The 15708-nt window shown below is 56.3% G+C and carries 15 protein-coding genes; 10 read left to right on the top strand and 5 right to left on the bottom strand.

The window, feature by feature from the left end; all coding sequences use genetic code 11:
• Positions 1–4 precede the first annotated feature (4 nt).
• The 5 genes from hflD to K5Y32_RS03675 all read left to right on the top strand — a co-directional run bounded on the left by hflD (position 5) and on the right by K5Y32_RS03675 (position 5475).
• On the top strand, positions 5–646 hold the full coding sequence (gene hflD, locus K5Y32_RS03695; protein ID WP_222181819.1) for a high frequency lysogenization protein HflD: 642 nt from the start codon (positions 5–7) through the stop codon (positions 644–646).
• Positions 647–690: 44 nt separating this feature from the next.
• The gene (purB, locus tag K5Y32_RS03690) at positions 691–2061 is read left to right on the top strand and encodes an adenylosuccinate lyase (RefSeq protein WP_222181818.1); all 1371 of its coding nucleotides are present in this window, start codon (positions 691–693) and stop codon (positions 2059–2061) included.
• Between the two features lie 102 nt (positions 2062–2163).
• Complete coding sequence (gene phoP / locus K5Y32_RS03685) at positions 2164–2832, top strand: two-component system response regulator PhoP (protein WP_101760808.1); 669 nt, start codon at positions 2164–2166, stop codon at positions 2830–2832.
• 3 nt (positions 2833–2835) lie between these two features.
• Positions 2836–4296, top strand: a complete 1461-nt coding sequence (gene phoQ, locus K5Y32_RS03680; protein ID WP_101760810.1) for a two-component system sensor histidine kinase PhoQ — start codon at positions 2836–2838, stop codon at positions 4294–4296.
• A gap of 57 nt (positions 4297–4353) precedes the next feature.
• The gene (locus K5Y32_RS03675; RefSeq protein WP_008103010.1) at positions 4354–5475 is read left to right on the top strand and encodes a cupin domain-containing protein; all 1122 of its coding nucleotides are present in this window, start codon (positions 4354–4356) and stop codon (positions 5473–5475) included.
• A 273-nt stretch (positions 5476–5748) separates the two neighbouring features.
• Here K5Y32_RS03675 and pepT read toward each other — a convergent pair whose 3' ends face one another.
• Complete coding sequence (gene pepT, locus K5Y32_RS03670) at positions 5749–6978, bottom strand: peptidase T (RefSeq protein ID WP_101760812.1); 1230 nt, start codon at positions 6976–6978, stop codon at positions 5749–5751.
• A 299-nt stretch (positions 6979–7277) separates the two neighbouring features.
• Between pepT and potA the strand changes: the two genes are divergently transcribed.
• The 4 genes from potA to potD are packed head-to-tail and all read left to right on the top strand — an operon-like array spanning position 7278 to position 11058.
• The gene (potA, locus tag K5Y32_RS03665; RefSeq protein WP_222181817.1) at positions 7278–8390 is read left to right on the top strand and encodes a spermidine/putrescine ABC transporter ATP-binding protein PotA; all 1113 of its coding nucleotides are present in this window, start codon (positions 7278–7280) and stop codon (positions 8388–8390) included.
• Positions 8374–9234 carry a spermidine/putrescine ABC transporter permease PotB gene (gene potB / locus K5Y32_RS03660; RefSeq protein ID WP_101760814.1) on the top strand — a complete coding sequence of 287 codons (861 nt, stop codon included), beginning with the start codon at positions 8374–8376 and terminating at the stop codon, positions 9232–9234. The genes potA and potB overlap by 17 nt, the downstream gene beginning before the upstream one ends.
• The gene (gene potC / locus K5Y32_RS03655) at positions 9231–10004 is read left to right on the top strand and encodes a spermidine/putrescine ABC transporter permease PotC (RefSeq protein WP_061716930.1); all 774 of its coding nucleotides are present in this window, start codon (positions 9231–9233) and stop codon (positions 10002–10004) included. The genes potB and potC overlap by 4 nt, the downstream gene beginning before the upstream one ends.
• Before the next feature lie 10 nt (positions 10005–10014).
• Positions 10015–11058, top strand: coding sequence for a spermidine/putrescine ABC transporter substrate-binding protein PotD (gene potD, locus K5Y32_RS03650; RefSeq protein WP_222181816.1), 1044 nt, complete (start codon positions 10015–10017; stop codon positions 11056–11058).
• Between the two features lie 72 nt (positions 11059–11130).
• On the opposite strand, the gene cobB is transcribed toward potD, so the two are convergent.
• The 4 genes from cobB to lolC all read right to left on the bottom strand — a co-directional run bounded on the left by cobB (position 11131) and on the right by lolC (position 15198).
• Positions 11131–11964 carry a Sir2 family NAD+-dependent deacetylase gene (gene cobB / locus K5Y32_RS03645; RefSeq protein WP_222181815.1) on the bottom strand — a complete coding sequence of 278 codons (834 nt, stop codon included), beginning with the start codon at positions 11962–11964 and terminating at the stop codon, positions 11131–11133.
• 96 nt (positions 11965–12060) lie between these two features.
• Positions 12061–13305 carry a lipoprotein-releasing ABC transporter permease subunit LolE gene (gene lolE, locus K5Y32_RS03640; RefSeq protein WP_008103023.1) on the bottom strand — a complete coding sequence of 415 codons (1245 nt, stop codon included), beginning with the start codon at positions 13303–13305 and terminating at the stop codon, positions 12061–12063.
• On the bottom strand, positions 13305–14006 hold the full coding sequence (gene lolD / locus K5Y32_RS03635) for a lipoprotein-releasing ABC transporter ATP-binding protein LolD (RefSeq protein WP_008103026.1): 702 nt from the start codon (positions 14004–14006) through the stop codon (positions 13305–13307). Before lolD ends, lolE begins: the two co-directional genes overlap by 1 nt.
• Complete coding sequence (gene lolC, locus K5Y32_RS03630) at positions 13999–15198, bottom strand: lipoprotein-releasing ABC transporter permease subunit LolC (RefSeq protein ID WP_222181814.1); 1200 nt, start codon at positions 15196–15198, stop codon at positions 13999–14001. Before lolC ends, lolD begins: the two co-directional genes overlap by 8 nt.
• A 229-nt stretch (positions 15199–15427) precedes the next feature.
• Here lolC and K5Y32_RS03625 point away from each other — a divergent pair, with 229 nt between their 5' ends.
• Positions 15428–15637, top strand: coding sequence for a hypothetical protein (locus tag K5Y32_RS03625; protein ID WP_008103029.1), 210 nt, complete (start codon positions 15428–15430; stop codon positions 15635–15637).
• Positions 15638–15708 lie beyond the last annotated feature (71 nt).

Below are 15708 nucleotides of genomic sequence, written 5' to 3'. Positions count from 1 at the left end.
AAGCGTGGCTAAGAACTATTATGAGATTACGCTGGCGCTGGCGGGCGTATGCCAGGCCGCCCATGTGGTGCAACAGCTCGCGCAGCAGGGAAATTGCAATAACGCGGCACTGAATGTGTCGCTGCGCAGCCTGATCGATCTCAATCCCGGTTCGACGCTGGCAGTGTTTGGCAACGACGAAGCCAATTTAAAGGTTGGATTAGAGACTTTGATGGCGGTGCTGAACAGCAGCAATCGTCAGGGCGCCAGCGCCGAACTGACGCGTTACACCTTAAGCATGATGGTGCTGGAGCGTAAGCTGCACGGCAACAAAACCGCGATGAATACGCTGGCACAACGCATCGGCCAGCTCGACCGCCAGCTGGTGCATTACGAGCTGGAATCGGACACCATCATCAGCGCAATGGCCGGCATTTATGTGGATGTGATTAGCCCGCTGGGCCCGCGCATTCAGGTGACCGGTTCACCGCAGGTGCTACAGAATTCACAAGTGCAGAGTAAAGTGCGCGCCGCCCTGCTGGCCGGCATTCGCTCTGCGGTGTTATGGCAGCAGGTTGGCGGTGGCCGTCTGCAGCTGATGTTCTCGCGCCAGCGCTTGCTGAGCGAAGCCAAAACCATTTTATCCCGCCTGGGCCCGGCGTATTAAGCGCCGCCCCGGCATAATTGTTAAACGATTCAGGAGTTGCACTGATGGAATTATCCTCTCTGACCGCCGTTTCACCTGTCGATGGTCGTTACGGCGATAAAGTCAGCCCACTGCGCGCCATTTTCAGCGAGTTCGGTTTGCTGAAATTCCGCGTTGAGGTTGAGGTTCGCTGGTTACAAAAATTGGCCACGACTGTCGAGATCAAGGAAGTTCCTGCATTTGATGCCGACGCAAACGCTTTCCTTGATGCCATTGTCGCCAATTTCAGCGAAGAAGACGCGGCGCGCATCAAAACCATCGAGCGCACCACCAACCACGACGTCAAAGCCGTGGAGTATTTCCTGAAAGAGAAAGTGGCCGATGTACCCGCGCTGCATGCGGTGTCTGAATTCATCCACTTCGCCTGTACCTCCGAAGATATCAACAACCTGTCGCATGCGCTGATGCTGGAAACCGCTCGTCGTGATGTGATCGTGCCGTTCTGGAACCAACTGATCGATGCTGTTAAAGGCCTGGCACACGAATATCGTGACATTCCGCTGCTGTCGCGCACCCACGGCCAGCCGGCAACGCCGTCAACCATGGGTAAAGAGATGGCGAACGTGGCGTACCGTCTCGAGCGCCAGTTGCGTCAGCTGAGCAAAATTGACGTGCTGGGTAAAATCAACGGTGCGGTCGGTAACTATAACGCCCACATCTCCGCCTACCCGGAAGTGGATTGGCACCAGTTGAGCGAGCAGTTTGTTACCTCGCTAGGCATCACCTGGAACCCTTACACCACGCAGATCGAGCCGCACGATTACATCGCTGAACTGTTTGATTGCATCGCGCGCTTCAACACCATTCTGATCGACTTTGATCGTGATATCTGGGGCTACGTCGCGCTCAATCACTTCAAGCAGAAAACCATCGCCGGTGAAATCGGTTCGTCCACCATGCCGCACAAAGTGAACCCGATTGACTTCGAAAACTCCGAAGGCAACCTCGGTCTGGCTAACGCGATGATGCAGCATCTGGCCAGCAAACTGCCGGTTTCACGCTGGCAGCGCGACCTGACCGACTCAACCGTGCTGCGTAACCTTGGCGTGGGCATCGGTTATGCGCTGATCGCTTATCAAGCCACGCTGAAAGGCATCTCTAAACTGGAAGTGAACCGCGATCGTCTGCTGGACGAGCTGGATCACAACTGGGAAGTACTGGCTGAGCCGATCCAAACCGTGATGCGTCGTTACGGCATCGAAAAACCCTACGAGAAGCTGAAAGAGCTGACGCGCGGTAAACGCGTTGATGCTGCCGGTATGCAAACCTTTATCGATAGCCTCGAACTGCCGGAAGAGGAAAAAGTGCGTCTGAAGCAGATGACGCCAGCCAACTACCTCGGCCGTGCGATTCAGATGGTTGATGATTTGAAGTAATGCGGTGGCCAGGCGCGTTTCGCGCGCCTGGTTGTTCTCTGGTTTAGCTGGCTTTGCGTATACTCTCCTCATCATCACTACGTTCGAAGCTAAGGAAATACTATGCGTGTTCTGGTTGTGGAAGATAATGCGCTGCTACGCCATCACCTCGCCGTGCAATTGCGTGAAATGGGCCATCAGGTCGACGCCGCAGAAGATGCCAAAGAAGCGGATTATTTCCTGCAAGAACATGTCCCCGACATCGCGCTGGTCGATCTCGGTTTGCCCGATGAAGATGGCATGTCGCTGATTCGCCGCTGGCGCACCGATGCGGTACGTCAACCGATTCTGGTGTTAACCGCGCGCGAAGGCTGGCAGGCCAAGGTGGAAGCGCTGGAAGCGGGTGCCGACGACTACGTCACTAAGCCGTTCCACATTGAAGAAGTGGCTGCACGCTTGCAGGCACTGATGCGTCGCAACAGCGGACACGCGTCGCAAATTATCTCCATGCCGCCGTTCCAGGTCGATCTCTCTCGCCGCGAACTGACGGTGCAAGATGAACCGGTAAAATTGACCGCTTTCGAATACACCATCGTCGAAACCCTGATTCGCAACGCGGGTAAAGTGGTGAGCAAAGATTCGCTGATGCTGCAGCTCTATCCGGATGCCGAACTGCGCGAAAGTCACACCATCGACGTGTTGATGGGCCGTCTGCGTAAAAAAATTCTCTCACTCTATCCAACCGAAGTGATCAACACCGTACGCGGCCAGGGCTATCGCTTTGATCTCTGATTTATGACGTGGTTCCGGCGTTTACGCCCCTTCTCTCTCCGCGCTCGTTTTCTGCTGGCGACCGCGGCGATCGTGTTGTTTTTGTCACTCTCCTACGGCATGGTCGCGGTGGTTGGCTATGTCGTCAGTTTCGATAAAAATACCTATCGCGTGATGCGCGGCGAGAGCAATCTGTTCTTTACGCTGGCGCAGTGGCACGACAATCAGCTCACCATCGGCCAGCCGGAGCGCATGACGCTCAATTTCCCCACGCTGGTCTTTATCTACGATGAACGCGGCAAACTGCTGTGGCAGCAGCGCGATGTGCCCGAAATCCGCAAAAAGATTCATCGTGAATGGCTGCTCAAGCCCGATTTCTACGAAATCGATACCAGCAATCGCACCAGCATGGCGGCGATGGGCAACAACCCGCAGGCGAAAGAGCGGCTGCACGCGCTGGATAGCGACAGCAGTGACACCTTCACCCACTCGGTCGCGGTCAATCGCTACGATGCCACCACCAACTTACCGGCGCTGACCATTGTGGTGGTCGACTCAATTCCGCAAGAGTTGCAGCATTCCGATGTGGTGTGGTCGTGGTTTAGCTATGTGCTGGCGGCCAATCTGCTGCTGGTGATCCCGCTGCTGTGGCTGGCGGCGCACTGGAGTTTGCGGCCGATAGGCGATCTCACTTCGCAGGTGCGCGAGCTGGAAACCGGTCAGCGCGAGAATCTTGATGACAATCCGCCGCAAGAGTTACGCAGTCTGGTGCGCAATCTTAACCTGCTGCTGACCAACGAACGTCAACGCTACACGCGCTATCGCACCACCTTGTCGGATGTCACCCATAGCCTGAAAACCCCGCTGGCAGTGCTGCAAAGTACGCTGCGATCGTTACGCAATGGTAAAGAGTTAACCATTGAACAGGCCGAACCGGTGATGCTGGAGCAGATCAGCCGCATCTCGCAGCAGATTGGTTATTACCTGCATCGCGCCAGCATGCAGGCCGATCACAATCCTCTGCAGCGCGATTTGCATTCGGTTTCGGCGCTGCTCGATAGCCTGTGCTCGGCACTGAATAAAGTCTATCAACGCAAGGGCGTAGCGATCACGTTGGATATCTCGCCCGAGCTGACCTTTATCGGCGATAAAAATGACTTTATGGAAGTGCTTGGCAACGTGCTGGATAACGCCTGCAAATATTGCCTCGAATTTATTGAAGTCACCGCACGACAAACCGACAACACTTTGCATCTGTTTATTGATGATGACGGCCCCGGCATCCCGGAGAGCAAACGCGATCTGATCTTCGTGCGCGGTCAGCGTGCCGACACCTTGCGTCCCGGCCAGGGATTAGGTTTAGCCGTGGTGCGCGACATCCTCGAACAGTACGCCGGCCAGGTGATCGCCACCACCAGCCCGCTCGGCGGCGCGCGCATGGAAGTGATTTTCCAGCGCCAGGAAGTCGAGCATCACCGCGAGTAGAAAGGGACGCGGGCTGTTATACTTGCCATCATTCTTTGCAGCAAACGGACTCCTCATATGGACTATCAGCTCGATATCAACTGGCCCGACTTTATTCAACGCTACTGGCAGAAACGCCCGGTGGTGCTTAAACGTGGATTTAAAAACTTCGTCGATCCTATTTCTCCTGACGAGCTGGCCGGTCTGGCGATGGAAAATGAGGTGGATAGCCGCCTTGTCAGCCATAACGAGGGCAAATGGCAAGTCAGCCACGGCCCGTTTGAAAGCTACGATCATCTCGGTGAGAGCAACTGGTCGCTGCTGGTGCAGGCGGTCAACCATTGGCATGAACCTTCTGCCGCACTGATGCGTCCGTTCCGTTTTCTGCCCGACTGGCGTGTTGACGACCTGATGATCTCGTTTGCCGTGCCGGGCGGCGGCGTCGGTCCGCATTTCGATCAGTACGATGTGTTTATCATTCAGGGCACTGGCCGCCGTCGCTGGCGCGTGGGTGAAAAAGTGCCGTTGAAACAGCACTGCCCGCATCCGGATCTGCTGCAGGTTGAGCCTTTCGACGCCATCATCGATGAAGAGATGGAGCCCGGCGATATTCTCTATATTCCGCCAGGATTCCCGCACGAAGGCTATTCGCTGGAAAACGCCATCAACTATTCGGTCGGCTTCCGCGCACCGAACGGTCGCGAGCTGATCAGCGGTTTTGCCGATCACATGCTGGCCAACGAATTGGGCAGCTACCGCTACAGCGATCCCGATGTGCCATCGCGTGAATGCCCATCGCAAATTCTGCCGTCTGAATTGGAAGGCATCCGCAAAGTCATGATGGATGTGATTAACCAGCCGGAGCAGTTTAATCAGTGGTTTGGCGAGTTTATTTCTCAGTCGCGTCATGAGCTGGACGTCGCACCGCCAGAGCCGCCGTATCAACCGGACGAAATCTACGATGCATTGCAGCAAGGCGATGCGCTGACGCGGCTCGGCGGCCTGCGCGTATTGACCATTGGCGATGTGGTGTTTGTGAACGGTGAATCGATCACCAGCAGCCATCCGCATGTGCTGGCAGCATTGGCGCACAATCACGTGCTGACGCTGGAAGATTTCGGCGATGCGCTGGACGACCCTTCACTGCTGGCGCAGCTGGCGGCGTTGGTGAATAGCGGGTATTGGTTCTTCGGCGAGTAAGTTTCAATCTGTCTCGGGGTTTCTAAAACTCGGTGGGTGCTCGGTGGGTGCTGGCTGTCCCCCTCCTCGGTGGGTGCTCGGTGGGTGCTCGGTGGGTGCTGGCTGTCCCCCTCCTCGGTCGGTGCTGGCTGTCCCCCTCCTCGGTCCTCCCCCATAAATGGGGGAGGATGATGCTGCCATATGTTCGTTTTGGAGCTGCATGGGGCAGCGTCTCCTTCCCCCATTTATGGGGGAAGGCCGGCATGGGGGACAACCCGCACTATGCAATCACCATCACCCCTTCTTCTGCCCCGCCAGCTCAGCCAAACGCACAATCACATCCACCGACTGTGCCATCACATTGAGTGAGGCGAACTCGTGCTTGCCGTGATAATTGTAGCCGCCGGTGAACAGGTTCGGGCATGGCAATCCTTTCCACGACAGCGCAGAGCCGTCGGTGCCGCCGCGAATCGGTTTGACGTTCGGTTCGATGCCGCAATCGCGCATCGCCTGCAGCGCCAGCTCAATAATGTGCGGATGCGGTTCGACTTTCTCGCGCATGTTGCGATAGCTGTCGCTGATCTCCACTTTCACCGAACATTCGCTTTGCAGCCCTTTGCTGACGCGCTGGCCAATCTCTTCCAGCAGCTGTTTACGCTGTTCATAGCTGTCGGCATCAAAATCGCGGATCAAATACATCAGCTCGGCGTGCTCAACCGTGCCTTTGATGGTGTGCAGATGGAAGAAGCCTTCATAGCCGTCGGTATACTGCGGCTTCTCTTTGGCTGGCAGTTCCGCGTGGAAGCGCATCGCCAGATCCAGCGCATTGACCATCACATTTTTAGCGCTGCCTGGATGCACGTTGTTGCCGGTGATTTTAACCATCGCGGTAGCGGCATTGAAGTTCTCGAACTCGAACTCGCCGAGATCGCTGCCATCAACGGTATACGCCCAATCGGCGGCAAAGCCTTCGACGTCGAAGTGCGACGCGCCGCGACCAATCTCTTCATCGGGTGTAAAGGCCACGCGAATCGCACCGTGTGGCGTATCCCCTTTTGCCAGACGCGCCATCGCGGTCATGATCTCGGCGATACCGGCTTTATCATCCGCGCCGAGCAGCGTTTTGCCATCGGTGGTGATCAGCGTATGACCGATCAGCTTGTGCAGGACCGGGAACATCACCGGTGACAGAATTTCATCACCGTTACCGAGCGCGATATCGCCACCGCGATAGTTTTCAATAATCTGCGGATTGACGTTTTTGGCGGTAAAATCCGGCGAGGTGTCCATATGCGAAATAAAGCCGATTACCGGCGTGGCCCAATCAACGTTAGCCGGTAAGGTGCCCATCACACAGCAGTGATCGCTCAGAGAGACATCAACAAAGCCCAGCGCGATAAGTTCTTCCTGTAATTGACGCGCCAGCGTCCACTGCCCTTCGCTGCTTGGCACCTGTCGTGCCTGAGGTTTTGACTGAGTTTCTACTGCAACATAACTGAGAAAACGCTCAAGTAATTGATCCATCTGTCATCCCTCTAAAGAACCTGCGTCATTATCATGGTGGCCAAATGGCACCATGTTGCGTCAAATCATTATCCTTCAGGTTAGCTCTCTCAACGTGACTTGCGTTGAAAATTCGCTCACTCGCGCCTGTCCGACTTATCCGTTACGCATACTCCGGCATTTTTCAGAGTTTTCAAGGTAAATCCGTGGCAAAACATGGCATTGACACATTTTTGCGGTATCATCGCGCCCTTCATCACAGCAAGCGGCCACCAGCGGCTATGCTGTAACCTGATTCACCATCAGACTGAGTGACTAAAATGACGCAAACACGCGCGCCTGCGCTGGTTACGCTTTCTGGCATCAGTAAAGCTTTTGATGGCAAAACCATCATCTCTGACTTTGACCTGACCATCCGTCACGGCGAGTTCATCACGCTGCTTGGCCCTTCCGGCTGCGGAAAAACCACCATTTTGCGCCTGGTTGCTGGATTGGAAGAGGCCGATCGCGGTCACATCATTCTTGATGATAACGACATCACCGATCTGCCCGCCGAGCATCGCCATATCAACACTGTGTTTCAGAGCTACGCGCTGTTCCCGCACATGTCGGTGTTTGAGAACGTCGCCTTTGGCCTGCGCATGCAGAAAACCCCGGCGGCGGAGATCACCACGCGCGTTAACGATGCGCTGGCGATGGTGCAGCTGGAGAGTTTTGCCGATCGCCGTCCGCATCAGCTTTCGGGCGGTCAGCAGCAGCGCGTGGCGATTGCGCGCGCGGTGGTCAATCGCCCGAAAGTGCTGCTGCTGGACGAGTCGCTGTCGGCGCTGGATTACAAGCTGCGTCGCCAGATGCAAAACGAGCTTAAAGCGCTGCAGCGTAAGCTCGGCATCACTTTTGTCTTTGTCACTCACGATCAGGAAGAGGCGCTGACCATGTCCGATCGTATCGTGGTGATGCGCGATGGGCGCATCGAACAGGACGGCACGCCGCGCGAGATTTATGAAGAGCCCGCCAACCTGTTTGTGGCGCGCTTTATCGGCGAGATTAACGTGTTCGATGCCGAGGTGCTGAACAGTGACCATGCGCCCACCATCCGTGCGCGCGTGGAAGGCCGCGAATGCGAGTTGCAGTGTGATTTCCCGGTGAGCGCCGGCGATAAGCTGCATGTGCTGCTGCGCCCGGAAGATCTGCGCGTCGAAGAGATCGATCATGACGGCCGCAGCGACAACCTGATCGGCTACGTGCGCGAGCGCAACTATAAAGGCATGACGCTGGAATCCACCGTTGAGCTGGAGAACGGCAAGCTGCTGACGGTGAGCGAGTTCTTCAACGAGGACGATCCCGATTTTGATCACTCGCTGAACCAGAAAATGGCCGTCAGCTGGGTTGCCAACTGGGAGGTGGTGCTGCCGTATGAAGTTGATGCGTAACCGCCTGCAGAAAGTGATTGTCGCGCTGATCGTCAGCTGGCTAACGCTGTTTGTGCTGCTGCCTAACCTGATGATTTTCGCCACCAGCTTCCTGACGCGCGATGATGCGCATTTTGTCAGTATGGCCTTCACCCTCAATAACTACACGCGGCTGCTCGATCCGCTCTACGCTGATGTGCTGCTGCACTCGCTGAATATGGCGTTGATCGCCACGCTGTGCTGCCTGCTGCTCGGTTATCCGTTTGCCTGGTGTCTGACGAAACTGCCGGCGCGCCTGCGTCCGCTGATGCTGTTCCTGCTGATTGTGCCGTTCTGGACCAACTCGCTGATCCGTATCTACGGTCTGAAAATCTTCCTCAGCACGCGCGGCTGGCTGAATGAATTTTTGCTGTGGCTTGGGGTGATCGATAAACCGTTTCGCATCATGTACACCTCGGAAGCGGTGATTCTGGGGCTGATCTACATTCTGCTGCCGTTTATGGTGCTGCCGCTCTACTCCAGCCTGGAAAAGCTGGATAAATCCTGCCTCGAAGCGGCGCGCGATCTTGGCGCGAACAAAGTAAAAACCTTTTTACGCATCATTCTGCCGCTCACCATGCCGGGCATTGTCGCTGGTTGCCTGCTGGTGTTTATCCCGGCGATGGGCTTGTTCTTTGTAGCGGATTTGCTGGGCGGCGCGAAAAACCTGTTAATTGGCAACGTGATCAAGAGCCAGTTCCTGAATATCCGTGACTGGCCGTTCGGTGCTGCCACCAGCATTGTGATGACGCTGCTGATGGGGCTGATGCTGCTGGCTTACTGGCGCGCAGCGCGTATGCTGAACAGCAAGGTGGAACTGCAATGATGGCGCGCTGGTTACGTGGCGGCTTCATGGCCGTGATTTATGCCTGGTTTTATATCCCGATCATCATTCTGATCGTCAACTCCTTCAACCGTTCGCGTTTCGGTATTAACTGGCAGGGCTTCAGCACGCAGTGGTATCGCCTGCTGATGAATAACGACAGCCTGATTCAGGCAGCCCAGCATTCATTGCTGATGGGCGTGCTCTCTGCCAGCTGCGCCACGATTATCGGCTCGCTGACCGCCGTGGCGCTTTATCGCTATCGCTTCCGTGGTAAACCGTTCGTCAGCGGCATGCTGTTTGTGGTGATGATGTCGCCGGATATCGTGATGGCGATTTCGCTGCTGGTGCTGTTTATGCTGCTGGGCATTTCGCTGGGCTTCTGGTCGCTGCTGTTCTCGCATATCACCTTCTGCCTGCCGTTTGTGGTGATCACCGTCTATTCGCGCCTGAAAGGGTTTGATGTGCGCATGCTGGAAGCCGCCAAAGATCTTGGTGCCAGCGAAGTCACCATTTTGCGCAAAATTCTGCTGCCGCTGGCGCTGCCGGCGGTCGCAGCGGGTTGGCTGCTGAGCTTTACGCTGTCGATGGACGATGTCGTGGTATCGTCGTTCGTCACCGGCCCGAGCTTCGAAATTTTGCCATTAAAAATCTATTCGATGGTGAAAGTTGGCGTGTCACCGGAAGTGAACGCGCTGGCGACAATTTTGCTGCTGCTGTCGCTGCTGTTGGTGGCGCTCAGTCAGCTGTTGCTCCGTGATAAAACCAAATAGAGGATAATCGATGAAAAAGTGGTCTCACTGGCTGGCGGCTGGGGCGCTGGCATTGGGCATGCAGAGCGCGCAGGCGGACGCCGGCAAAACGCTCTACTTCTATAACTGGACCGAATACGTGCCGCCGGGACTGCTGGAGCAGTTCACCAAAGAGACCGGCATCAAGGTGATTTACTCCACCTACGAATCCAATGAAAGCATGTATGCCAAGCTAAAGACCTGGAAAGATGGCGCCTACGATTTGGTGGTGCCTTCAACCTACTTCGTCGCCAAAATGCGTAATGAAGGCATGCTGCAAAAGATCGATAAAACCCAGCTCAGCAACTTCAAAAACCTCGATCCTAACCTGCTCAACAAGCCGTTTGATCCTAACAATGATTACTCGATCCCCTATATCTGGGGCGCCACCGCCATTGGCATCAACACTGACGAAGTGGATGCCAAAAGCATTACCCGCTGGGCCGATTTGTGGAAGCCTGAGTATAAGCAAAGCCTGCTGCTGACCGACGATGCGCGTGAAGTATTCCAGATGGCGCTGCGTAAGCTGGGTTATTCGGGCAACACCCGCGATCCCAAACAGATCGAAGCCGCTTATGAAGAGCTGAAAAAGCTGATGCCGAACGTGCTGGCGTTTAACTCCGATAATCCGGGCAACCCGTTTATGGAAGGCGAAGTGAACGTTGGGATGATCTGGAACGGTTCCGCCTACGTTGCGCGGCAGGCTGGCACGCCGCTACAGATTATCTGGCCGCAGGAAGGCGGGATTTTCTGGATGGATAACCTGGCGATTCCGGCCAATGCAAAAAACCGTGAAGGCGCGCTGAAGCTGATTAACTTCCTGCTGCGTCCGGATGTGGCGGCACAGGTGGCGGAAACCATTGGTTATCCCACGCCAAACCTGGCAGCGAAGAAGTTACTGCCACAGGAAGTGGCCAGCGATCCTTCGCTGTATCCTGACGAGGATGTAATTAAAAACGGCGAGTGGCAGAACGATGTCGGTGAAGCCAGCGTGCAGTATGAGACGCTGTTCCAGAAGCTGAAGGCGGGACGTTAATCTTTCGTAGGGTCGCCATTCATGGCGACCTGGCATGCCAGGTGCGCATTAATGCGCACCCTACAACGATCGCTACTTATACAACCCACGCAAAAACGTATGCACAAACTCCGGCACCACTTCGCTTGCTAAGCCGTAATGACGCTCGGCAAACTCATTGCCGACCTGGCTCGGTTCCAGATTCAGCTCCACGGTATGCGCGCCCTGCAGTTTCGCCTCGTGGACAAAACCGGCGGCGGGATAGACGTGGCCCGAGGTGCCAATGGCGATAAACAGATTCGCCTGCTCAATCGCCTGATAAATCTCTTCCATCCCCAGTGGCATTTCGCCGAACCACACGATGTGCGGGCGCAGCATGGCCGGGAACTGGCAGCAGGTGCAGCGATCGTCCGGGGTTAAATCTTCGGTCCAGTCCAGCACTTGTCCACTGCTGACACAGCGCACTTTCAACAGTTCACCGTGCATATGCAGCACGCGCTGGCTGCCGGCGCGTTCGTGCAGGTTATCGATATTCTGCGTCACCAGCAGGAAGTTATCGCCCAGCACCTGCTCCAGTTCCGCCAGCGCTTTGTGCGCAGCGTTGGGCTGAATTTCGGACTGTTGCAGCTGCTGGCGGCGCGCATTGTAGAACGCCTGCACCAGCGCTGGATTGCGTTGAAAACCTTCCGGCGTGGCGACATCTTCCACGCGGTGCTCTTCCCACAAGCCATCGTCCGCACGGAAAGTGCGAATACCGGATTCGGCGGAGATCCCCGCGCCAGTCAGCACCACCACGCGCGGTTGCGGATGCGCGGCCAGTTCAGCTTTGCGATCGCGCTCGAAGATGCGCTGGCGAAAGCGCTGATGCACCTTGCGGCGGTTTTTTTTGTCGCGGGCGAGTCGTAGGCGGCGGCGCGGTATGCGCATAAAAGCTCCTTATCTGCGGCGTTTATCGCCGCGCGTCGGGTATTTTCGGGCTCATCTGCCCGATAATAGCAGCCACACGGCGGCTGCGTTTTATCTTTACTGACCGCTCAGCACGCGGGCCGGATCGATACGGCTGGCGCGTCGTGCCGGATACCAGCTGGCAATCAGGCTCAGGACAATCGCGGTGCCCAGCACCGAAATCACATCAATCCAGTGCAGTTCAGACGGCAGGAAATCGATAAAGTAGATATCGCCAGCCAGCAGCTGATGTCCGGTGAGGTGCTCAAACACGCGCATCACCGGCGTGAGATTGAGCGCCACCAGCACACCGACCACCACGCCGCTGACGCTGCCGAGCAGGCCCGCCAGCAAGCCGTACCAGATAAAGATGGCGCGAATCAAACCATCTTTGGCGCCCAGCGTACGCAGCACCGCGATGTCACTGCTCTTGTCTTTTACCGCCATCACCAGCGTCGAAACGATGTTGAAGCAGGCCACGCCAATCACCAGCACCATGGCTAAATACATAATGGCGCGAATCATCTGGATGTCACGGTACATGTAGCCGTAAGTGCCAATCCAGCTCTTGATGTAGACGTATGAGTGCGTCACTTCACCGGCGTCACGCACCAGCTTCTGCGCCTGGAATGGGTCGTTCATCTTCAGCGCGATGCCGCTGACGCTATCGCCCATATCCAGATACTTCTGCGCATCGGCCAACGGCACCAGCGCCAGGCTGTGATCGAGCATGCCGCTCAGTTGCAGCACGCCGCTGACCTGCAGGCGAATACGTTTCGGCTGCAGCAGCTTATTCTCGCCATCATTATTCGGGATCATGATGGTGATCCAGTCGCCCTGTTTCACGTTGAGCGATTTGGCGATGCCGCCACCCAGAATGATTTGCTGTTTACCGGCCGCGAATTGCGACCAGGCATCACCGGCAACAAAGCTCGGCAAGGCGCTAAGACGCGCTTCCTGCTGCGGATCGACGCCTTTCACCTGCAGCGCCTGCAGCTTCGCACCGCTCTCAATCAGCCCGGTGAAGTTGATATAGGGCGCTGCGGCGGCAATGCCAGCCACCTGCTCAATCGGCGCGATCATCGGTTGCCAGTTGCGGAATGGCTGATTCACCGGCTCGATTTCACCGTGCGGCACGACCGCCAGAATGCGGTTGTTGAGCTCACGCTCAAAGCCGTTCATGGCGCTCAGGCCGATGATCAGCACCGCCACGCCCAGCGCAATGCCGATAGTGGAGATGATGGAGATCAACGAGACCATGCCACCACGCCGCCGACCGCGGCTAAAACGCAGCCCGAGCAGCAGGGATAATGACGAAGCCATCAGATCACTCCCAGCGTCAGTTGGTCGCTCAGCTCACCGTCGCGCATCTCCATCTGGCGGCTCAGGCGTTTCGCCAGCTGCAGATCGTGCGTTACCACCAGAAAAGCGGTGCCCTGTTTGACGTTCAGCTCGCCGAGCAGTTCAAAAATCGCGTCGGCGTTGCGCGCATCGAGGTTACCGGTAGGTTCATCGGCCATCACCAGCCGCGGACGATTCACCAGCGCGCGAGCAATCGCCACACGCTGACGTTCACCGCCCGACAGCTCAGAAGGCCGATGCGCAGCACGTTTTTCCAGCCCGACCGCCGCCAGCATTTCACGCGCGCGTGATTCCGCTTCCGCTTTGCCGATTTTGCCAATCAGCAGCGGCATCGCCACGTTCTCCAGCGCGCTAAAGTCCGGCAGCAAATGGTGGAACTGATAGATAAAGCCCAACTCGCGGTTGCGCAGCTCGGCTTTCGCGGCTGACGACATCGCATTCAGCGATTTACCGTCAAAAATCACATCGCCTGATGTCGGCGCATCCAGGCCGCCAAGCAGATGCAGTAAGGTACTTTTACCCGAACCGGAGCTGCCGACAATCGCCGTCAGTTCACCCGGCTGCAGGCTGAAAGCCACATTGCGCAGCACATCGGTCTGCACGCTGCCTTCCTGATAGCGTTTGCACAGGTCACGACACTGCAACAAAGGAGTATTACTCATAACGTAAAGCCTCAGCGGGTTGGACGGCGGCAGCGCGCCACGACGGATAAAGGGTAGAAAGCAGCGCGACGGCCATCGAGACCAGCGCAATAGTGATCACCTGCAACACATTGATGTCGACCGGCAGCGCCGCGCCATCAAGGAACAGACCAATCACCGGCATCAAATTATTCAGCTGGCTGGCAAGCAGCACGCCAAGCACGGTGCCCAGCAGCGCGCCAATAATGCCCGCGCTGGCGCCCTGCACCATAAACACCGCGACAATCTGGCGGCGGGTTAAACCCAGCGTTTGCAAAATGGCCACTTCGCCCTGCTTCTCCATGATCAGCAGGCCCAGCGAGGTAATGATATTAAAAGCCGCCACCGCGATGATCAGGCTCAGCAGCAGCCCCATCATGTTTTTTTCCATACGTACCGCCTGGAACAAATCGCCTTTGCGTTCGCGCCAGTCTTTCCACGTCAGCCCCTCCGGCAGTTTCTGCTGGCTCAGCGCATCAACGCTTAACGGCTTATCCAGCCACAAACGCCAGCCGGTGATGTTGCCGAGCGGATAGCGCATCACTCGTGACGCATCCTGCTGATTGACCAGAATTTGATAGCCATCCACTTCGCTGTTGGCGGCATAGGTGCCAGCCACGGTGAAAATACGCTGGCTCGGCAAGCGCCCCACCGGCGTGAACTGGCTGACCGATGGCACCATCAGACGCAGCTGATCGCCGCGCTTCACGCCCAGCTGTGCAGCCAGCTGTTCACCGAGAATGACGTTGTACTGGCCCGGCTGCAGCACGCTTTGTTGGGTGTTGACGAGGAATGGCGTCAGCGGATCCTGTTCGTCGGGATTGATGCCGAGCATCACGCCGACCGAGACGTTACGCGCGCTTTGTAGCACCACATCGGCGGTGGTCAGCGGTGCGATGCGCTTAACGCCTTGCAGTTTGAGGTTGTCGGCGGGCAACGCCTTAGGATTGATGCTGCCTTTGTCGCTGGTGATCAGCGCCTGTGGCATCAGGCCGAGGATATTGCCTTCCAGCTCGCGCTCAAAGCCATTCATCACCGATAACACGGTGACCAGCGCCAGCACGCCGAGCGTGATGCCGATGGTTGAGAGCCAGGAGACGAAGCGACCAAAGCGGTCTGAGGCACGTCCACGCATGTAGCGCAAACCGATGAATAACGCGACTGGTTGATACATGAGATCCGTCTTGGCAGTTGCCTGAAAATAAGTAGTGGGATGATAAAGGAGGCGTCCTCTTTATGAAACCTCTAACCCTCTGAGTCTGCGGCAAAGTTGTGTCAAAAACCGTCCCAGCCAACGCTTATGCATAAAATTGCGACAAATTAATGATGTTATTTGTACGTTTATTCGTCATAGGCTGGCGTAGACTTAAAGATGAAATACCGTAGGCGACGAGGAGTACACCATGTTCAAATTCCCCAAAAGCAGTATTGTTAAACACAAATCGGGTGAAATTAAAGGCGAGATCGTTAACGTTTTTGAACAGGGAGATGCGCCAACCGGCTATTACGTGAAGTGGGACGACGGCAATCACAGCTACCATTTGGAGAAAGAGCTGTCATGGGCCAATGTCGATCGTCCACGTATGCACTACACACAGCAATCGAGTAAGTAGCTCAACCGGCAAAAGTGTGAGAAATCGCACCACGACAGATGATCCTCAGGGCGGATTATGGAATGATGACG

It is taken from the genome of Pantoea sp. DY-15, from assembly GCF_019795935.1.
GTDB classification, from domain to species: domain Bacteria; phylum Pseudomonadota; class Gammaproteobacteria; order Enterobacterales; family Enterobacteriaceae; genus Pantoea; species Pantoea leporis.
The sequence above is the reverse complement of the archived record's forward strand: the minus strand, read 5'-3'. Positions and strand labels throughout refer to the sequence as shown.